Origin of the sequence: Arenibacter lacus, from assembly GCF_008711145.1 — a bacterium.
Classification (GTDB): Bacteria; Bacteroidota; Bacteroidia; order Flavobacteriales; family Flavobacteriaceae; genus Arenibacter; species Arenibacter amylolyticus.
In genome coordinates, this window is record NZ_VVIN01000018.1 from 23,331 (window position 1) to 45,350 (window position 22,020).

General features: G+C 42.5%; 13 protein-coding genes. 5 read left to right on the forward strand and 8 right to left on the reverse strand.

Going from position 1 to position 22,020, the window contains the following annotated elements; genetic code table 11:
• Nucleotides 1-211: 211 nt before the first annotated feature.
• Nucleotides 212-1,132, forward strand: coding sequence for a serine hydrolase (locus F1E73_RS07655; protein ID WP_086477342.1), 921 nt, complete (start codon nt 212-214; stop codon nt 1,130-1,132).
• Nucleotides 1,133-1,251: 119 nt separating this feature from the next.
• Entirely contained in the window at nt 1,252-4,098 is a 2,847-nt protein-coding gene (locus F1E73_RS07660; RefSeq protein ID WP_223883386.1) for an Npt1/Npt2 family nucleotide transporter, read from the forward strand.
• Here the strand turns inward: F1E73_RS07660 and F1E73_RS07665 are convergent.
• The gene (locus tag F1E73_RS07665) at nt 4,088-5,347 is read right to left on the reverse strand and encodes a serine hydrolase (RefSeq protein WP_150451570.1); all 1,260 of its coding nucleotides are present in this window, start codon (nt 5,345-5,347) and stop codon (nt 4,088-4,090) included. The genes F1E73_RS07660 and F1E73_RS07665 overlap by 11 nt on opposite strands.
• Nucleotide 5,348: 1 nt before the next feature.
• Nucleotides 5,349-8,240 carry a PEP/pyruvate-binding domain-containing protein gene (locus tag F1E73_RS07670; RefSeq protein ID WP_150451571.1) on the reverse strand — a complete coding sequence of 964 codons (2,892 nt, stop codon included), beginning with the start codon at nt 8,238-8,240 and terminating at the stop codon, nt 5,349-5,351.
• Between the two features lie 485 nt (nt 8,241-8,725).
• Here F1E73_RS07670 and F1E73_RS07675 point away from each other — a divergent pair, with 485 nt between their 5' ends.
• From F1E73_RS07675 to F1E73_RS07685, 3 genes are all read left to right on the forward strand, one after another.
• On the forward strand, nt 8,726-9,619 hold the full coding sequence (locus F1E73_RS07675; protein WP_223883387.1) for a sugar phosphate isomerase/epimerase family protein: 894 nt from the start codon (nt 8,726-8,728) through the stop codon (nt 9,617-9,619).
• A 32-nt stretch (nt 9,620-9,651) separates the two neighbouring features.
• On the forward strand, nt 9,652-10,767 hold the full coding sequence (locus F1E73_RS07680) for a DUF2914 domain-containing protein (protein ID WP_150451572.1): 1,116 nt from the start codon (nt 9,652-9,654) through the stop codon (nt 10,765-10,767).
• A 249-nt stretch (nt 10,768-11,016) separates the two neighbouring features.
• The gene (locus F1E73_RS07685; protein ID WP_086477338.1) at nt 11,017-12,225 is read left to right on the forward strand and encodes a multidrug effflux MFS transporter; all 1,209 of its coding nucleotides are present in this window, start codon (nt 11,017-11,019) and stop codon (nt 12,223-12,225) included.
• 243 nt (nt 12,226-12,468) lie between these two features.
• Here F1E73_RS07685 and acs read toward each other — a convergent pair whose 3' ends face one another.
• The 6 genes from acs to F1E73_RS07715 form a co-directional block, all read right to left on the reverse strand.
• A complete protein-coding gene (acs, locus tag F1E73_RS07690; RefSeq protein ID WP_150451573.1) occupies nt 12,469-14,376 on the reverse strand; it encodes an acetate--CoA ligase in 1,908 nt (635 codons plus the stop codon).
• A 157-nt stretch (nt 14,377-14,533) separates the two neighbouring features.
• Nucleotides 14,534-16,231 (reverse strand): sodium:solute symporter family protein, encoded by a 1,698-nt coding sequence (locus F1E73_RS07695; RefSeq protein ID WP_150451574.1) that lies wholly within the window; start codon nt 16,229-16,231, stop codon nt 14,534-14,536.
• A gap of 33 nt (nt 16,232-16,264) precedes the next feature.
• A complete protein-coding gene (locus tag F1E73_RS07700) occupies nt 16,265-16,525 on the reverse strand; it encodes a DUF4212 domain-containing protein (RefSeq protein ID WP_086477335.1) in 261 nt (86 codons plus the stop codon).
• A gap of 80 nt (nt 16,526-16,605) precedes the next feature.
• Entirely contained in the window at nt 16,606-17,682 is a 1,077-nt protein-coding gene (locus tag F1E73_RS07705) for an anhydro-N-acetylmuramic acid kinase (RefSeq protein WP_086477334.1), read from the reverse strand.
• A 17-nt stretch (nt 17,683-17,699) separates the two neighbouring features.
• Nucleotides 17,700-20,642 (reverse strand): glycoside hydrolase family 3 N-terminal domain-containing protein, encoded by a 2,943-nt coding sequence (locus tag F1E73_RS07710; RefSeq protein WP_086477333.1) that lies wholly within the window; start codon nt 20,640-20,642, stop codon nt 17,700-17,702.
• Nucleotides 20,643-20,656: 14 nt separating this feature from the next.
• Nucleotides 20,657-21,784, reverse strand: a complete 1,128-nt coding sequence (locus tag F1E73_RS07715) for an acyltransferase family protein (protein ID WP_150451575.1) — start codon at nt 21,782-21,784, stop codon at nt 20,657-20,659.
• Nucleotides 21,785-22,020 lie beyond the last annotated feature (236 nt).

Here is a 22,020-nt window from a genome sequence, read left to right on the forward strand (position 1 = left end):
CCTGGGATTTACATGGGTATTATAAAGATAGACATATTAAGTCCCCTTTATCGGTGAACTTCAAAAGATTTAACATTCTGAAGGAACTGGAATTGCTTAAATACCAATAAAATAGGGGAATTGTAATTTTTTAGCATTCCCAAAAATTAACAAGAGGGAATCTTATAAATGAATAATTTTGTTTACTATATAATAAGCTTATAATTATTTTATGGGAAACAAGTTTAATCTAATTATACTCACCTTCTTATTTGCAACCGGTTTACAAGCTCAAAAAGACCTGCCCATCAGAACAATAAACTCTGAGGTAAAACCATTGGCAAGCTTGTCGAGCACCAGTCTGCAACAAAGTTTGGAACGTGAACTTATGTCCAATCCCAAGTGGAAGGCATTGATGAAAAACAAGAAAATGGCCGTAGGCTTGGTGGATTTAAAGAATCCGGAACAGGTGAAATTTGCAAGTATTAATGGAAATCATATGATGTATGCGGCAAGCTTACCCAAAATAGCCATTTTATTATCTTCCATGGATGCTTTGGAAAAAGGAGAGCTTACCGATAGTCCGGCCATTCAAGAGGATATGCGTATTATGATCAGTAAATCTAGTAACGCAGCTTCTACCAGGATGATAGATAGATTGGGTTATGATAAAATCCAGGCTGTTATGACAGACCCCAGATATAGGTTTTATAACGAGGACCTTGGAGGCGGACTCTGGGTAGGAAAGCGCTATGGCGGTGGGGGAGATACCAATAGGGAGCCCCTAAAAAATCTATCCCATGCTGCTACGGTGAATCAGGTTTGTCGTTATTATTATTTATTGGCAAATGGACAATTGGTAAATAGGGCTAGATCCAAGCAAATGTTAGATATTATGAGCGATCCTGAATTGCATCATAAATTTGTAAATACCTTAGACGTTATTGCGCCCAGTGCCAGGCTGTATCGAAAATCGGGATCTTGGAGGGATTTTCATTCAGACTCGGTACTAGTATGGGGAAAAAACCCAAATAGGCGTTATATTTTGGTTGCTTTGGTAGATGATGCCTCGGGAGAGCAAATTATTCGGGAATTGGTGAAACCTATAGAAAAAGTGTTGAGGGTTGGTCGTAACCAAGTGGCCAATAATTAAGTCTTGGGAGACTATCCAAAATTGGATTGGGTAGCATGGCAGTTTTAGGTCTTAATTTTTTAAATTAGCTTAGGCTTGATATTATAACGGACCACTAATTTTCACCTAAAGCATAGCAATTGAACTACCTGTTATCCCTGATTAAAACATATATATTAAAAGCATTTGATCTAAAGGAGGAGGAATTGACCAAAACGCTGCTGCTGCAGTTGAATATCTTCCTTATCATAACGGTTTTATTGATTGTAAAACCAACTATCAACTCCTTATTTCTCTCAGAACTCTCTTCCAGTGCACTTCCCCTTGGGTATGTGTTAACGGCCATTATGGCGATTACAGGCTCATTTTTTTATGACCGCGCCATGGAAAAGTATGCCCTTAATACTATCGTGGATAGGACCATAATTGGGTCGGTTATCTCATTGGTGCTATTTGGTATTGCATTTAGTTTTAACCTGGCTAGTGGATTTATCCTGTACATACCCTATGTATGGGTTGCGATATTTGGCCTGCTAACTGCCTCGCAGTTTTGGATAATGGCCAATTTAGTATACAATGTCCGTGAGGCCAAACGGGTTTTTGGTTTTATTGGGGCCGGGGCAATAGCGGGCGGAATTTTTGGAGGATATTTAACCGCTTTGCTGACCAAGATTCTCTATACAGAGAACTTGCTATTTGTTGCGGCAGGCTTGCTGTTGTGCTGCCTACCCATTACCCGGTACATTTGGAGGAAGGAAGTGGTGAAATTAAATCCTTTCCAAGTTTCGGGAAGATCCGGTCCTAAGGGCGAGTCTCCTTTTAAGCTCATTAAACAATCCAAATTATTAAGCTTAATTGCTCTGGTGGTGGGCATTAGTGTATTGATTGCTAAGTTGGTAGATTACCAGTATAGTGATTATGCCTCAAGATTTATACAAGACCAGGAGGCGCTGACTTCATTTTTTGGTTTTTGGTTTTCCACGCTCAGTGTCATCTCCCTATTGATACAATTATTCCTTACCAAACGGATTGTGGGGACCTTTGGGGTAGGGAAGTCCTTATTGTGGTTACCAACGGGTATATTAATAGGATCTATCTTATTATTGCTGCTTCCCCAGCTATGGGTAGTGGTATTCATTAAAATAGTGGACGGGAGTTTAAAGCAATCCGTAAACAAGGCGGCAACCGAGCTTCTTTCCATACCCATCCCTATAGAAATTAAAAAGAAGACCAAAACCTTTACAGATGTAGTGGTAGATAGTATTGCAACGGGTTTGGCGGGCTTTATCCTGATTTTCTTTATCAACGCGCTTCAAATTCCCTCAACCTACATCAGCTTAATCATTATTGGGCTAATATCTATATGGCTGTATTTCATTTTTCACCTGAGAAGGGAATATATAGTTGCATTTAAGGGATTGCTGGAGCAATCTGGGGTAAAAAAGCAAAAAAGAGACAGGAATGAAATAAAGGTCACTTCCATAATAGATACGGTTATCCGGGTGCTGACCAATGGATCGGAAAATCAAATACTACACATGCTCCATAAAACCTTGGAAGTAAAGGATGAACGTTTCTTTAATGCCATTAAAAACCTGCTAGATAGTCCTTCTGCCAAGGTGAGGGCACTGGCTATAGAAAATCTGTACTTTCTTAATTCTCAAAATTTATGCGAACCGATGCAAGGAATGGTGTTGGATAAAGATCAACAGGTAACTACCTCTGCGTTCCGTTATCTCCTTAAAAACTACGACAAGGATCAAGTTCAGCTTTTTGATACCTATCTCAATATGGACGATCATACCATTGCAAATGCCGCTTTGATTGGTTTGTCTTTAGAATTGAGGAACAATGCGTTGTTGCAAGCTCGTTTTAGTTTGGAGAGCCGTATAGAAAATGCCCTATTCCAACTTGCGTTTTTAAGTGACGAACAGGAGAAAACTAATAAAACTCAGGCTATTTTGGAAGCTATTGGGAATGCCAAGGTAGAAAAGTTCTATGAGGTAATTAACACCCATATAGAGTCGGACAACACAGCGGTGGCTAATACCGCCATCCTAGCTGCATCAAAAACCTTAGACGAACGGTTTATAACGCTAATTATCCCTAAATTATCAGGAAAGGAAACGAGGAAAGCCAGCATAGAAGCCTTGTTTTTCTATGGAGAGCCTATCATCGATATTTTGTTCGATAAGATAGCTACGGACCATGGGTTAGATTTAGAAGATGCAGCGGTAGTAGTATTGGTATTGGAAAAATTTGCCTCGCAAAAGGCTGTGAACACCCTGATAAAATTAACTGGGGAATTGGAGCATACGGTGAAAATTGAAGCTATTGAGGCCTTAAAAAGGTTGAAGTGGAAGTATCCACATCTAAAGGTGAACGACCGATTTGTAGTGGATAGAATATTGGACGAATGTCACCTTTACCAGAACACCCTCTCTGTAATTCATTCCCAGATCATTATTCGGTACAAAAGAAATACGGAAACCCCGGAATCTCGCGAAGAAAACGATGCTAGAAACGGATTGATACATTTGTTGGAGTTGCGATTGGATAGGCAGTTACAGCGAATTTTTCAATTTTTGGGCATAAAATATCCCCCGCAAGACGTAGACCCCATCCTAAATTCCATCTTGCACGGAAAGGAGGAACAACGGATACATGCCATCGAATTTTTAGATAACATCCTGGATATTCAACTTAAAAAAGAATTGATTCCCGTGGCCGAATCGACCCTTGTAGAAACATTTTCCGAAAAAAAACTAAAGGACCTCAATATAAAGGTCCTTAGTGAATCTGAATGTTATTATGCCCTTTTAAAAAGAAAGGATGTTAAGTTGCGGCTGGCGGTACTTTATTTGATCCAAAAAATTAATGATCCTAAGTTTAATTCCTTATTGGAAATGGCTTTGAAAGACTCTCATGAAAAAGTGCGGAACAAGGCTGCCGAAATCCTAGAATCCTTGAAAAATCCTACTTCTTAATTATTTTATCGATACTACTGGCCAAGGTCATATGGTCTGTGGCCGAATTTTTTCGCAATACATTGGTCATTAGTACCACCATATACGTACAGTTGTCCGGATGCTCAATAATGGCTACCGAATTCATGAAATTACTGATGTTCCCCATATATTTTCCACAAGCTTCGCCACTGGTCTTGTTACATTGGTACAAACTCCCCGATTTAAAATAAACCGCTGCTTCTTTTAGGGCAGGGGATTGTGCATATCGGATCCTGCGATCGGTCATATACATCAATCGCTTCATTTCTAAACTAGAGGCCTCATCTATGACGTTCCCTTGTTCTAATTGGATTAGAAACTTCATCAATCCCAAAGTAGATCCTATACTCCCCCCTTTATCGCCAACATATTTGTTGGCCCCAGAAGTGAAAAAACTTCCCAGGCGCCATTCATCCGCACCAATATTCAAGCTGCGCAAAGGCAGGTTTACAATATCGTTGGATAAGTCTGTGAGCTGTTTTCTAGGCGTGTTGTTAAAGTAGGCATCTGCCTCTTCCTGGCTGAGGTCTGGGTATGCCTGTCCGAAGGCCGACATAAGTAAGGCTTCCCGCCATACAATGCTAGCGGCGCCATTATTGCTAACAGAAAGCATGTGGTCTGCCCATTCAAACAAGGTAAAAACGTCGCTGGCCACCACCTGTCTTTTAATAAGTTTATTGGTCTCAACATTATAAATGGGAACGGTATGTGAATCGGTAAGGCCCCAAACTCCTGCTTTTACAGATTTTGAGCGCAAAAGTTGGATGCGTTTTTCGAACGAATCGGGATAGATTTTTGCCAATTGGTCAAATAATGCCACCAATACGGCCAGTTTCCCTACGCTTCCTGGTTGATAGCCCGCAGTCTCATTTCGTTTGGCATAGCGAATCTGATCTAGGTCGGAAATATCCAGTATCGCAAGGGAATAACTTTTATCCAAGCCTTTGAACAGTCCATTGATCTCTTTCTGAAAATTTTCATCTATAGTTAATAGTGCCCCTAGGCTGTCGTTCTTTTTTGGGAGAAGGTTAAGCTCTATATCCTCATAAGACTTAAAAGCCCCTTTTGGAAGTGGCGCATTCAATTTTATTTCCCCGCTTTTAACCAGTTCTAAATACTTTAAGCGCTTTATACCGGTACGTAGATATCCGTCAATAGGGTAATAGTAAACCACGGTAAAGGCTGTACAGCTCAGTATTAGAAGGGGGTATATTAGATATTTTCGCATCTTATAATTTTTGTGAGAGGTTAATTTTCTTGGACAGATTTATTTTCGGGGAAATGGATTCCAGATATTCGGAGCTCTGGGCTCTTTTATTTTCCACAAATGGTCTAATCTGGAACAACCATAACTTATTATTTTGGAAGCCTAATTCTACGTCATAGACCGCTTCATTATCAGCGGTGGTTTCTCTAGGCATAGTTTCTCTAATAGATTTTGCCAGGTCTCTAATGTCCTTAATATTTTGATGGTTAAGAATAAAGCTTTCAAAGGTAGCTACGTTCTTTTCCAAGCCACCGCTTGCCGGCAGTCTGTTGTGGTAGGGTTCCCTAGCAGGAGCTAGTAATTGGGTTCCTCCAGCGGCATAAATCTCATAGGTTTCTGCAGATTGCCCGTCTACTGCACCCCCAGCACCTCGGCTAAAGGCAACCGTTAAATCTTGGGGGCTACCAGAATTGATTCCCTTGGTAATTAAGACCCCAGAATAATCTACGTCTACACTGGGGATGACCAATATGGACGGGAATACATTTTCTGGATTGAGCAGGAATTTTTGTCTCCATTTATAACTGCGTTCCGTATAAGGGGAGGCCCATACATTTTTAATTCCCTCAATTATCTTTTCTTTGGTTACCACATTGAAGATGGTTAGGTTTAGTCCCGCCCCGGTAAAGTCTTTTAGATCTTCCATATTGGTGTCGCTTCTGAGGAAAACAGGGATCTCACCCAATTTATCTCCGAGGATGTCTGTAAATCCTTTTTCTAACTGCTGTAGGAATTCTACTTGCAGGGGTATTTTCTTTATTTCTTCCCTTAATACTTCCAGTTTTCGCAGTTGAAAGTTTTCTACCTCGCCAGGGCTGATTCCTTGAGCACTTAGGGCCTCGGCTTCCTTAAAAATGGTGTTTAAAAACTCCCAATAGCTAAGTTCTCCATCTGGCATCTTCTGATCCATATGCGATCTGAAAATTCCAAAAGGTATTACCAGGCCTTCCACCACTTTGTTGGGGAACATTTTCTTTAACTGCCCTAGATTGGCCGCTTTGGGGCCACAGAGTTTTCCCGAATCGCTTGCATCCACTTCCTTGAGGTCTAGGATATTGTTTTCTTTCAATTGAATGTTGTCTATGGGGACTTTCACTCGGTCTTCCCGGCGTTCTTTTTTGGAAAATAGGGCACGCTCCTCATCGGTCATATCAGCTTCGGGCTTCATAATTACATTCCCTTTATTGGAAACCGCATAAAACACACGTTTTCCATCATGTTTTAAGAGGTTTCTAAGGTTGTCATCGGCTAGTGCAGCGTTCGGAATACCTAAATTTCTAGCCAGGAGTTGTACATGGGAAACCATATTTCCTTCGGACACCGTGGCGATACCGGCTATAGGTTTTAAATCTGATGGAGGTCTTTGAAACACATAAATCTTGTCTGAAACTACTTCAATTTCATCGGGTGATCCATTTACAACCACTAATTCTCCCAAGGCATAACCCGCATTTAATCCGCGGAAGCCACTCTGGTTGGAAAGATCCATCACCTTATTGGTGAGGGCCGACTCTTTGGCGATGATATCGCCTAAATCACCCACTGCCTGGCCAAGATGAAGGGCTATAGATCCTCTAATGATATCATCTATATATCCATAGGCCTTGGGCTCAAAGCCTGTATAGGTGTCTACGACCTCCTGATAATTGGCTTTTACCATGGAAGAACTCCACTCTACCTCCCTACGGGCATGTTCTAATGTTGAGGTAAGATCTCCCAGCGAGTTCCCTTTGGAAGCTAGGTTTAATTGCTGCCACTCCACAAGTTCTATATATCCTGCCCCGGCGTTGGCCATTCCCAAATAACATACCTTGTCTAGGAGTCCATTTATATCTTGGGGTTGCCATTGGGGAGATTTTATAAAAATGATTTCTTCCAGCTTTAAGGAGGCATCCAACAATTGTAATCTGGCTGCGGCAGATTCTTCCTCTATGATGGCCTGTCTTATGGAAAGCAGTAATTCTGCGGTTGCCTCTATTAATAAGGCGGTGTTTTTTTCCTCGGCAAATTGATTGACATAGGTACTTATCTCCTTGCCAATTTGTTTCTCAAGGACCAGCGAGGTTCTTTTTGGTAAGGCAGCAATATCTACAGGCTGGTAGAAAGTAGTCATGGTGCGGGTTAAAGCATCAATTTTTGTTCTGACCTCCGCACTTAGCTTGTCGTTGTGCTTTACTTTAAAAGCTTTTACCTTTTCGATATCGCCCAGATCGGGCTGACTATGGATTTTTACCCGTAAATCCATAAAGCTTGGTGCTAGGTCCGAAATTACCTTGGATTCGCTTCTAATCTTTTGGGCTAAATTATCATCTCCCTGGTGTGGTATGTCCTTTAGGGATTGCCTGATAAGGAAATAATGTTTTTTTAAATTATCGGTATCGGAGAGCAACCATTTATAAAATTCAACACCCCAGGCTTCTTCGTCTTCGGACTGGATGGCCCCTCTATAATACTGACCTTTTTGTAGCACCCATCCATCATCTACCGATCTTAAATATTTATCTAGCTGATACTGCTTAAGTCGGGAATGGTTATTCTCCTTATCCCAGAACGCTTCTTTATCGGTATAGGAAAGAATTTGACCAAAATATAGATGGTTTCTCTTCCCAAGATCAGTGACCGAGTTTTTATAGGTGGCGTGCTGCACTCCGGGGCCAATGTTAGCAGGACAAGGGTCTTTGGGCATACGAATACTGCCATCTGTACAAAACCACCTAATTTCTTTATAGGGGCCCCTAATATCCATTTTATAGGCTTGGATCAGTTCTTTTATTTCTTGATTATTCAATTTTTGTCCCCTGGCAAAATGAGGGAAATTAAATAGTAATAGGCATATAATCAGTAGTCTTATCATAATTTAAGTGGCAATCAGCGTATTTTTTTTAAAGGTAATTCCAATTATTGTAATCCCTTTCCTCCTACCTAATAAATTCGGTCAGATTTTTTAATTATCGTTCATAGACCTAAAATCACATCATCGCCCTTCCGTGAATACTGACAACCAGCCAGGGGATGTTTAAGCTTTGTTGTATTTGAAAATAAACCAAGCTTATAAGTTGTTTGCTTGGGTTATTTGGGGTGCTTGGATTTTAATTAGCTGCCTGCCCCTACATTTAACCTTGAATGGCTCCCTGATTATTGCGAAAAATTTAATTACCTTGGAAGGATGTTTTACGCAATTATATCCTTTAGTATTTCCCGTATTGAGTAGGTTTTGGCTTCGATGTTAAGTCAGGAGGCGCCAGTTTTAGCTACTGGGGCATCCAAATAATCCTCTGAGGAAATGAGGCGTATAAAGCGTTAATACAACCCAATGTTAACCAGCTATTTTAGAAGACTATGAATAGAAGAAGTTTTATTAAAAATTCCAGTGTATTAGGAGTGGCTTCCATGCTGCCTCTCACTTCTTTTTCACTGAACGACAGCCCGAAATTTAAAATGGGGTATCAATTATTTTCTATCCGGGACCAAATGGCAAAGGATCCTAAAAGTACCTTAGAATATTTGAAGGGGTTGGGTTATGAGGATTTTGAGATCTATGGTTTTGATGCAGAAAAGGGCAGTTATTACGGGTATGCTTCCCAAGCGTTTAAAGAGCTGTTAGACCAATTGGGGCTAACCGTGAGTAGTGGTCACTATAATTTCTCGCCCTACTTAGATCAATCTGATGCCGAATTAGCACAATTTGTTGATAGGTGTATTGAAGGGGCGCATACTTTAAATAGTAAGTATATTACCTTACCGTGGATTGCACCGGAACAACGGACCATTGATGGCTATAAGTTATTGGCTGCTCAAATGAATGCGATAGGGGAACAGGTTACGAAGGCAGGGCTTGGTTTTGCCTATCATAACCACGGGTATGAATTTGAAGATCAGAATGGGGAAAACGGATTTGATATTTTAGTTAATGAAACAGATCCAGCCTTGGTGAAATTGCAAATGGATATGTATTGGGTAGTGCGATCTTCCAAATACACTCCCCAAGAATTGATCCGTAAGCAACCTAAGCGATATACCATGTGGCATATAAAGGATATGGATAAGCTAAGTAGGGATTATACCGAATTGGGGAATGGTTCTATAGATTATGAAGCCATATTGCCAGATCCTAAAGAATCGGGCTTGGAATTCTATTATATAGAACAAGGCGGTAATTATAGCGAAAACTCTTTAAAGAGTGCGGCTAGCAATGCCCAATATTTTAGGAGGCGACTCCAGAGATACCTATGAATAGTATAAATAGCGGTAACCAAGGGTAATTCATGAAAAGAACATTAGTAAGACCTAGGAATAGCGGGTTTCACAGGTTTATTAGGAAACATGAGAAGTACGCCCCTATATTTTTCTTTGTTGCTGGTTTTATCTTTGACTCCCTTACCCTAGGACGTATAGATAGGTTATACGATTTAACGGTACTGTGCCTGCATATGACTTCTTTGACCCTCACTCTTTTTTTATATAATTTGGCGGATGATGGGTGGTGGAAAAATACGCTTTTAGGTAAGTACGAGGATTATTTACCCTTGGCGATACAATTCTTCTTTGGGGGGCTTTCCAGTGCTTTCGTAATCTATTTTTCTAGAAGTGTCTCCCTATCCAAGACGCTTTCTTTCTTTGTTATTTTAGTGGTATTGCTTTTTGCCAATGAATTGCTTAAAAAAAGAATCTCGAATAAATACCTGCAGTTTGGGGTATACTTTTTCATAAGCTTCACCTTTTTCGCTTTTATGATTCCCGTTTTTATGAGGGAGATGAATACCGAAATTTTTCTAATTTCCGGAGGGGTGAGTTTGGGAATCACCTTGGTGGTGATCCTTGCTATCTATAAAATTAGTCCCAGTACACGGGCAGAGGTACATCTAGGAAAGCTACTGGGGATTATTGTAGGCATTTATACCTTGATCCATGTTTTTTATTTTTTTAAAATGATTCCCCCGGTACCTCTTGCCATGCAGAGTGGAGTGGTAGCACATAAAATAGAGATGAAAAACAACCGCTATTATGTGACGCATGAGAGAGAGGATTGGGAGGTGTTTTGGCGAGATCATCGGTACCACTATATCCACAAGCCTGGGGATGAGGTGTATGTTTTCTCCGCTATTTTTGCACCTACCGACCTTAAAATGGGTGTTTTTCATCGTTGGAACTGGTACAACCCCAGTACAAAAGAATGGGAGGTGGTGGAAGACATAGGCTATGAGATTACTGGAGGCAGGGATGGCGGATTCCGTGGGTATACCTATAAGAATAACGTACAACCAGGTGAATGGAAGGTAGAGGTAATAACGGAGGAGGAGTTGGTATTGGGAGTGATTTCTTTTGAGATAGTGGTAGATGCCACCCAACAACCAAAGAGGTTGATAACGAGGAGGTTTTAAGCTTCTTTCACCTAATGTAGGTTGGTAATGCCTGTTTAGTTTATTGCCTACTTAGGGGGTTGTTTACGTCAATAAGGGACAAGATTGTTTTTGCCCTAACTGTTTTAGCCAAGTACATCTAAAATTCAAGAGTAAGCGAGTAGCATACCGGGGTCAATTTTTCGTTTGGATCTGCCCTTTAACTGTTATGATAATGTTATTTTGAAGGTCCAATTTTTCAATAGGGTTGGATATGCCTACATTTGCAGGATGCAAAAATCACAGCAGCGCCCTCAATTTGAATTTGTAGCTATGATGGCCTCTCTAATGTCCGTTGTAGCCTTAACCATAGACGCTATTCTACCGGCCATGTCCACTATTGGTTTAGACATAGGTAGTTACGATCCTGTAGAGAACCAGAAGTTAATCACCATGATTTTTCTGGGCTTGGGAATTGGACAGTTACTATTGGGGCCGCTATCGGACAGTTTTGGCCGTAAACCTGTGGTGTATTTTGGGTTTGGGATATTTAGCATAGCGAGTCTTATCTGTATTTTTGCCCCATCCCTAGAATGGATGCTGGCAGGACGGATATTACAGGGAGTGGGGCTATCGGCTGCACGCTCTATTAGTATTTCCATGATTCGCGATTCGTACAAAGGGGATTATATGGCCAGGATTATGTCTTTTGTTACGGCCTTCTTTATTTTGGTACCTATTGTAGCGCCTGCCATGGGGAAATTCTTTCTAGACCGATTTGGCTGGGAATCCATCTTTTACATGCAATTGGTGGCCACCTTGGCTATTAGTATATGGTTTTGGAGGCGACAGCCCGAAACCTTAAAACCAGAGCACACTATTAAATTCTCCAAGGATATTTATTTTAAGGGACTTAAGGAATTGATGAGGTATAGGGAGACGGTCGCTTTTACGATTGTTTCTGGGCTAATTACGGGTGCCTTTATGGTGTATTTAAGTGCGGCCCAGCAGATTTTTGAAGACCAGTACGGCTTGGCGGACGACTTCCCATATATCTTTGCTGGATTGGCCATATCGGTAGGGGTGTCTACCTTGTTAAATGGTACCTTGGTAGTTAAATTGGGGATGCGTAGGTTGGCATTAATTTCCCTTAGTTTGTTCTCGGCGGTTTCCCTTATCTATATAAGTTTGTTTTGGAATACCGATAACCCGCCCTTGTGGGTGCTGATCAGTTTCCTTGCGATGCAGTTTTTTAGTTTGGGGTTTATCTTTGGAAACCTCAGGGCCATTGCCATGGAGCCTATTGGACATATTGCGGGTATTGGAGCGGCAATTACCGGCTTTGTTTATACCTTAATCGCCATTCCGATAGCAACCTACATTGGTAGTTTTATGGAGGGAACTACACTTCCACTCTTTGTAGGGTTTGCACTCTGCGGAGGATTATCCCTGTTAATATTTATCGCAGTACGGAGAAGTGCCCTTTTACAGCCTGCCTAGATAACTTTTATATAGCCTGATGCTTTTGACGGTGAGAGAGGTCTTTCCGAGCTTTCTTCTGAAGTTAATTTCCAGGAATAGTCCTGTGTTTAAATTTTGTAGTGACGGCTTCTTTTTGCCATAAGCACTGCATTAGTGATTGCAGCGGCATCCTTTTTTATGGCTATAAAAAAGATATAGCGGAAAGCACGTGCCACTTTATAGAAGCTATAAAGTGGCAATGCCCTCACAAAAAATTAAATATTAAATAATATCCTTTTTAATTTGATCTACCACTTCTGGATTGAGAAGGGTGCTGGTGTCTCCTAGGTTTTCCATATCCCTACTGGCCAATTTCCTTAGGATTCTTCGCATAATCTTCCCGGAGCGGGTCTTAGGCAATCCTCTGGTGAATTGGATGGTATCTAGTTTGGCTATGGGGCCAATATGTTCCGTAATCATTTGGTTGATCTCTTTTCTAAGGTTGTCATGGTCACGGGATTCCCCGGTCTCCTTTAAGGTTACGAAACCATAGAGGGCGCTACCTTTTACATCGTGGGGAACGCCAACGATGGCCGATTCTGAAACGGCCGGATGCTCGTTAATGGAATCTTCAATTGGTGCGGTACCCAGGTTGTGACCAGACACGATGATTACATCATCTACACGGCCGGTGATCCTATAATAGCCTACCTCGTCCCTAAAGGCACCATCGCCTGTGAAATAGTAGTTGGGGTAGGTAGAGAAGTAAGTCTCCTTATATCGCTTGTGATTGTGCCATATAGTCCTCGCCATACCCGGCCATGGGAATTTTATGGACAAGCGGCCATCCACTTGATTGCCTTTTATCTCTTCCCCATGCTCATCCATGATGGCGGGTTGAATCCCAATAAACGGGAGGGTGGCATAGGTGGGTTTGGTAGGGGTTACGTAGGGTATGGGCGTAATCATAATGCCGCCTGTCTCGGTTTGCCACCAAGTGTCTACTATGGGGCTCTTTTTCTTTCCAATTACATCATTATACCAGTGCCATGCTTCTTCGTTTATGGGCTCTCCTACGGACCCCAACACCTTTAGCGAGCTTAGGTCGTGTTTCTTGGTGTATTCTATATTCTGTTTTGCCAACGCTCTAATGGCGGTGGGGGCGGTATAGAATTGGTTTACCTTGTGTTTCTCTACTATCTGCCAAAACCTGCTATAGTCTGGGTAATTGGGTACTCCCTCGAACATAAGGGAGGTGGCGCCATTGGCCAGGGGTCCGTAAACGATATAGCTATGGCCGGTAATCCATCCGATATCTGCCGTACACCAGTACACATCGTTTTCGGTATATTGAAATACATTTTTAAACGTATAGGCGGTATAGACCAGATAGCCCCCGGTAGTATGTACCATTCCTTTGGGATTCCCAGTAGAGCCAGAAGTATACAGGATAAACAAGGGGTCTTCCGCATCCATAATTTCTGGTTCGCATTCTGGGGATGCCTCGTCTATCAAGGGTTGTAGCCACTTATCACGACCTTCCTTAAAATTAATATCGGCCTTAGTACGTTTTACCAGTAAAACGGTCTCTACCCCAGGGCAGTCTTTAAGTCCTTCGTCTACAATTCCTTTGAGATCTATGTTTTTGGATCCCCTAAAGGAACCATCTGCGGTGATAACCAGCTTACATTCGCTATCATTAATCCTAGACGATAGTGCCGTAGATGAAAATCCGGCAAATACTACGGAATGGATGGCCCCAATACGGGCACATGCAAGTAGGGATATGGTTAGTTCGGGAATCATGGGCAGGTAAATACATACCCGATCTCCTTTTTTTATGCCCTGTTCTTTTAGGACATTGGCCAGTTTACAAACCCTGGCATGTAAATCTTTGTAGGTTATGTGTTCTGCCTCCTCCTCGGGGTTGTTGGGTTCAAAAATAATCGCGGTCTTGTCGCCCCTATTTAATAGGTGACGGTCTATACAGTTTTCAGTAATATTAAGTTTTGCACCCTCAAACCATTTGATTTCCGGAGTACTAAAATTCCAACTTAGGACCTTATCCCATTTCTTACGCCATAAAAAATGTTCTTCAGCGACTTCGCCCCAAAATTTTTCAGGCTCTCGGACAGATTTCCGATACACCTGATAGTATTCCTCCAAATGTTTAATGTGATAATTACTCATGGTTATTTATATTTTTCTATAAAATTATACAAATCCTCCAATTTCCTATAGTTTTGGGAAACGAATTTAAAATTCCGCAAGCTTTTATTGCCAATAATGAGGAGTATTGAAAACGGTCTTTAGGTTTTCCTTTCCATAGGATTTTTTATGCTGGTGATCAATGATCAATGGCGTCACCTGCGCCGCTTGGAATCCGGATATTTTCTACGATGTCCTGGACCTGTGATGGGGGCTCTGGGGTAAAGCGGTTGATAACTAGGGCGGTAGTTAAATTTACGAGCATGGCTACGGTACCAAAACCCTCTGGGGAGATCCCAAACCACCATTCGGATTTATCGGGGATGGGACCCAGCCATCCCAATTTAAACTTGGCCATATAAAAGAGCATAAGGCTTATCCCTACCACCATACCTCCAATAGCTCCTTCTTTGTTCATTTTTTTATAAAATATTCCCAATACGATGGCAGGGAAAAAGGAAGCAGCTGCCAGGCCAAAGGCTAGTGCTACCACTGCAGCTACAAAACCAGGTGGGTTAATGCCAAAATAGCCTGCAACGATTACGGCTGCGGTGGCTGCCCCACGTGCGGCCCATAATTCTCCTTTTTCGGAGATATTGGGCAGTAATACTTTCTTAATCAGGTCGTGCGATACCGAGGACGAAATTACCAATAACAATCCCGCTGCCGTAGATAGTGCCGCTGCCAGTCCGCCAGCAGCTACTAGGGCGATAACCCAGGGCGGTAGGTTGGCAATTTCTGGATTGGCCAATACCATAATATCGTTATCTACAGTGAGTTCGTTTTGGGTAGGATTGGCGAGGTACTGGATGTTCCCATCCTGGTTTTTGTCTTCAAAATTCAATAGCCCTGTGTTTTCCCAATTTTTAAACCATAGGGGCATGGAGGCATAGGGGCGTTCACTTACGGTGTTGATAAGGTTAATCTTGGAAAAAACAGCAATCGCTGGGGCAGTAGTGTAGAGGATAGCGATCAGCAGCAGTGCCAATCCGGCCGATTTACGGGCATCCCGTACCCTTTTTACGGTAAAGAACCTTACAATAACATGGGGGAGTCCGGCCGTACCCACCATTAAGGCCAGGGTAATGGCAAATACGTCTATGGTAGCTTTGGTGCCATCGGTATAAGCAGCAAAACCCAATTCTGTGGAGAGTCCGTCTAAACGGTCCAGTAAAAAGGTGCCGGAGCCATCGTTTAAGGTGCCACCCATTCCCAATTGAGGAATGGGATTCCCGGTCATTTGAAGTGAAATAAAAATGGCAGGTACCATAAAGGCAAATATTAGGACGCAGTACTGTGCTACTTGGGTATAGGTAATTCCTTTCATGCCGCCCAAAACTGCATAAAACAGAACAATGGCCATGCCTATGAGCACCCCGGTATTGATATCTACCTGTAAAAATCTGGAAAAGACCACACCAACGCCGCGCATTTGTCCGGCTACATAGGTAAAGGATACGATTAAAGCGCAAAAAACGGCTACCAATCTTGCTGCATTGGAATAGTAGCGTTCCCCAATAAAGTCTGGGACGGTATATTTCCCAAATTTCCTTAGGTAGGGCGCTAGGAGTAGTGCCAGGAGTACATAGCCGCCGGTCCATCCCATGAGGTACACGGAGCCATCATATCCAGCAAAGGCTATAATACCCGCCATGGATATGAATGAAGCAGCGGACATCCAGTCGGCCGCAGTGGCCATTCCGTTGGCCAGCGGGGATACGCCACCGCCGGCTACATAAAATTCTTTGGTAGAGCCCGCTCTAGACCAAATAGCAATTCCGATGTACAGGGCAAAGGTAATTCCGACGAGAAGGTAGGTCCAGGTTTGAACGCTCATAGCGGTTGGTTTAGGGGTTTGGTCTGGTGGGTTTTACTCGTTATAGCCGTATTTCTTATCCAATTTATTCATTAGTCGAACATAGATAAAGATGAGGATTACAAATACGTAAATGGAACCCTGTTGCGCAAACCAAAAGCCAAGTTTAAATCCGCCTATTTTAAACGAGTTTAGGAAGTCTTTAAAGAGAATCCCCGCTCCAAAGGAGACTGCCAACCAGATGGAAAGTAGTATAAAGAGGTAGCGGACATTTTCCTTCCAGTAGGCGGTGGCCTTCTTTTGTTTGTCTTCCATGGGGTGGGTCTTTAAAGAATGCTTATTGGTGTTTTGCAGTTTCCAAGGTAAGGATTTTTTATATTTAGACCGTATTTTTTTTAGGAAGGTAGGAAGATTACCCCGCCAGAACTATCGCGTTTTGCCCCTGTGACGGATCGCAGGCAATTGATAGCGTTTTCTTCCCGCAATACCCCCATAAGGGCAAATACGAGGGCTTCTTTAAATTCTACCAAAGTTTTGGAAGGTTTTATCACTTTGGTTTTATCGCCTACTTTTTCTTGTAGCGTATCCATTAAAAAACCGTTAAGGGCACCACCGCCAGTAACCAGCAGGGTGTTTTCCGTTTTACTTTTTTGTAGGTTTAGTTGTTTTGCTATCTGCTCGCAAATATGATGGATACTGGTGTGCAAAAGATTTTCTATGCTGTCTTGGGTAGCGTCAACAATGGGGGCTACCTTCTCTACAAACCACTCATAACCGATGGATTTTGGGAAGGGTAGTTGGTAATATTCCAGCTGGTTCAATTGGCCAAGCATGCTTTGGTTTATACTGCCTTTTTTTGCCATTGCCCCGTCTTTGTCATAGTTCAGGTTTATTTTTTGGGTAATATGGTTTAGGATCATATTTGCGAGTCCAATATCGTAGGCTAGGCGGTTGCCGTTGCGTTCAAAGGAAATATTGCTGATCCCCCCTAGGTTGAGGCAAAAATCGTACTCCCCAAAAAAGAGTCGGTCTCCAATGGGTACTAGTGGAGCCCCTTGTCCGCCCAGAGCCACGTCATGGGTGCGAAAATCGCATATCGTCTTCCTGCCACTTTCGTTGGCTAGGTGTTGCCCAGATCCAATTTGAAAGGTGAGTCCCAATTGAGGCTGGTGGTGGGTAGTGTGCCCGTGGCTAGCGATGAAATCTACCTCTAGGGAGTGCAATTCTATAAACTCCCTACATTGTTTACCCAACCAAGTTCCGTAGGTATTGTGAAGTTGAAGGAGTTCTTCTGCAGGAAGGAAAATTGCATTTTTCAATTGCTCCTTCAGCGCTTCGGAATAGTCGATACTATGCGTATTCTTTAGGGAAAAGTCCCATCCAGTGGTCGTTTTCCAAATATGGCAATAGGCGAGGTCTAGCCCATCCAAGGAAGTGCCAGACATGAGCCCTAAAACTTTGTAGATTTTCATTCCTTCCAAAATGTTTTTTATTTTATGGCATCGTACAGTAGCTGTTGAATATTGGTACGGGTGTTCAATTTATACAGTGTGGTATTCTCCCGTGTAGGTAGTACCCTATTGGAGAGAAACAGGTATAAGAGTTCTTCTTGTGGATCTACCCATGCCATAATTCCAGTAAATCCTGTATGTCCAAAACTGTCGCTACTGGCATCTTTGGCGGTACTGCTATTTTCCCCAAGGTATTTTAGGAAGGGTTTGTTAAAGCCTAGACCTCGATGGTTATTGTTCTCCGGGAACTGAGTCTTGGTAAACTCCTTTAGCGTGCTCTCCGAAATAAATTGGTCGCCTCCATACGTACCTCCATTGAGGTACATTTGCATTAATTTGGCCAAGTCGTTCGCATTGGAAAAGAGTCCGGCATTGGCAGAGATACCTCCCATCATAGCAGCGCCCTCGTCGTGAACGGTCCCATGGACGGGTCTGTGTCTAAATAGAAAATCGTGCTCCGTGGGTACAATCCGTTGGCTATCAAATTTTTGATTCGGATTATGGGTTAGGGTAGTTGCTCCCAGCTTATCATAGAAATTCTGATTTACATAATCCACATAATCTTCCTGGGTGATCTCCTCTATGATAGTGGGTAGTAGCATAAACAGCAAGCCCGAATATTTGTATTCTTCTTTCTCTAGGAGGGGCGACTTCTTAATCGCCTTAAATATTTTCTTTTGATAGTTGCGATGCAACCACATATTGGTGCCGATCTTTATTGGAAATCGGGCAGAGGAGTCCTTTTTAATGGTGCTCCACTTATAGCTGCCATTTTTTCTTAGGGTATTTTTCCAGTAGGTAATGTAGGGGGTGAATTTTGCCTGATGGGCTAGGATTTCCCTAAAATTGGCATCGGCCTTATTAGAGTTTTTAAAATAACGCAGGTAGTCGGCAATTCCCTTATCCAGATCAAATTTCCCCTCATCGTATAGTTTCATAATTGCAGGGAGGGCCGATGATATTTTGGTCACGGATGCCAGGTCGTACAGGTCGCCCAGCTGTACCTTGGTGGTGTCGTTATATTTTTGGTGTCCGTAGGCCTTGTGCAGCACTACCTTACCGTTTTTTGCCACTAAAATTTGTGCTCCTGGGGTTGCCTTGGCATTTATTGCCTGGTTCATTAAGGAGTCTACTCCCTGGTAAAGGGTTTTAGAATCCATGCCGGCATCCTCGGGCAGGGTATATTTTAATCGTATGCCGCCTTCCACGCTTAGTCCGTCCCCGGCCTTATACTTTTTGCCGATCCCAACCGGTAGCTTTCCGTTGGCACCCACACCACCAAAGATTAATTGTGCTGCCAAATCTTGGGCAGAAGGGCTATCCTGATAGGTAGCTATAAGGCCCTTGGCATTTTCCAAATTAGGTAATTTGTCAATGGAATAGGGGTTTTTAAAATAGGCTACGACTGTTTTATTATAGGGGAGTGTTTTAATAAACCCTTGGACCGATTCCGAAAATGGAATATTGTTTCTGGGTCTGAGGCTATTGTCGTGCACCCCCACTAGGATTACATTGTACTGTGGAAATGCTTTTTGAATGGCCGCTACTTCTTCTTGATTCGCCTCTGTGGGTAGCGTATAATGGTCCATCTCCTGATAAAGGTTTAGTGTTTCCTGGAACTTGGTCTTCTTATCGGCCCCAATGGAAATACTCATAATCTTCAGGGTGTCCAAGCGTTTTAAGGGTAGGGTGTTTTCCTTGTTATTTAGGACGGTTAACGAGGCTTCCGTTAGTTTCCGCTCCAATAACAAGGCCTTTGGATTGTTGATGTCCTCCAAGAGATTGGCGAGGGGTATGGGCTGATACTGGTGTAGGTTTACCCATTGTTTGGCTGCTAGGATTTTACGCACTCTGGCATCCACTGTTTTTTGGGAAATGATGCCCTTGTCTACAGCGTTTTTTATCTCAGTAACTGCTTTGGCAACATCCTGTACAAGTTCCAAAACGTCATTGCCTGCCAAAACGGCTTTTTTATCTACCACCCCGGGTTGATTGCCTTTGGTTACCCCTTTCATTTCCATGGCATCGGTAACGATTAAGCCTTTAAAACCCAGCTGCTCTTGTAATAGGTCGGTGATGATTGCTTTGGAAAGGGTAGAGGGTTCTCCGGAGGGATCTAGGGCAGGGATATTTAAATGAGCCACCATCATTCCGTTGATTCCGGCGTTTATAAGTTCCTTAAACGGATACAATTCCAAATCGTGCAAACGTTTCAAGTCATGATTAATCTGCGGGAGATCGTAATGGGAATCCGTATTGGTATCTCCATGCCCCGGAAAATGTTTGGCTGTGGTGATGAGGCCACCATCTTGCATCCCCCGCATATAGGCGATGCTCTTTTTGGCCACCTTGTACTTATCTTCCCCAAAGGAGCGATAGTTGATTACCGGATTATCGGGGTTATTGTTCACATCGGCCACGGGTGCAAAGTTGAGGTGTAGCCCCACTCTTTTAATCTGATGTGCCATTTCCAACCCCATTTCATAGATGAGATCATCATTTTGTATGGCTCCCAATGCCATCTGATATGGAAAGCTAATGGTGTTGTCTAACCGCATCCCTAGTCCCCATTCGGCATCAATGGCACCCATTAGGGGTACTTTGGAAGCTTCTTGGTATTCGTTCATCAGTGTTACTTGGGTGACGGGGTCACCCTGGAAAAACACCAATCCCCCAATGTTCCATTCCTCAATGGTCTGAAGGATATTTTCCCTGTGTTCTGGCCCCCGATTAGAGTAGGCAGACACCCATATTAGCTGCCCAATTCGCTCTTTGGGCGTCATCGATTTCATGATGGAATCTACCCATGAACTATGGGTGTATTTTAGGAATTCAGGAGTCTTTGTAGTGTCTTCCTGCGCCTGTGCGAGCTGAAAAAGCAGACAGAAGGCGATGAGTAAGGATGTTTTTTTAATAAACATGTTAGTGGTAATTATTATACTTTAATATAGATTCTTTTTTTGTCCAATACATAGCCTATAAGCCACATTACGATTATAAAACTAATGGCAAAAGCAAGGGAAGCATTTATGTTGTCTAACCAGCTTAAATATAGGTTTTTATAGATCCAGGAATGTAGGGAGGTCCCATTAATTTGAATAAAACCTAGGAGTTTTGCAACCACCCCTGAAAGTACATAAATGAACAAGGGATTTTTTCCAAAAGCCTCAAAGAAGTAAGCCCATTTCTTAAGGTTCCATAGCTCTAAAACATAGATTAATATGGCTAGGACTATTAGCGTCCAACCCACGCTATACAGTACATAGGAGCTGGTCCAGATAGGTTTGTTAATCGGGAAAAAAGGATCCCAAAGAAGCGCCACGGCAAGTAATAGTACGCCAGCGCCAATTAATTTTAATACGGTTTTGAGCTGCTTGCCCGATTTTTGTATAAAGACGCCCGCTGCGTATCCTGCAATAACGTTCACGGTGGCGGTTAGCGTACTTAAAAGTCCTTCGGGATCAAAGACAATACCAAAGCCTTTGTAAATATTTTCGGGTCTAAAAATAAGATTGTCAAACTTTAAAGCGGCATTGTTTTCCAAGCTATAGGGCAGGGGGGAAGATCCAAAAAAGTACATAATAGCCCAATAGGCAAATAGGATAACAACCCCTACGATTACGGACTTTTTTAGTTTTAAATAATGAATGATCAGCGCTCCAAAGAGGTAACATAGGGCAATCCGTTGCAAGACGCCCATGATCCGGATATTGGCAAGGTTTTTAAACGCGATTCCACCATCGGTGCGATAGATAAAAGGGAAGGCATTCAAGAGGAGACCGATTAGGAATATGGCTCCTGCACGTTTAAATATTTTTCTTAGAATCGCAGCATTGCCGAGCTGCTCGTATTTTCGCATACTAAAGCTCATGGCGGTTCCTACTACAAATAAAAAGGACGGGAAAACCCAATCTGTTGGGGTAAATCCATGCCATGCGGCGTGTTTAAGTGGGGGATAGATGCTAGACCAGCTTCCAGGGTTGTTTACCATGATCATTAAGGCGATGGTCATACCTCGCAGGATATCCAAGGCATAGTATCTTTTCGTAAGCGTTTTCTCCATTTGGTGTTGGTTTTTTAAAGATTTAGGACAGGTTTGAACCTGCGGTTTAGTTGATATTCAAATCTCTAAAAGTAAGGCTTTTTTTCAGAATCGATAGTGGTATTACCCATATTTTTAAGGTGTTTTGAGGGATTTATGGCAGTTTTTGAAAAAAAGTAAGGGTTTTGTGGGTAATGCTGGGTAAATCCTTGGTTACGAAGGGGCGTAGCTTTATATTTAAGGTTTGTGATTTGTAA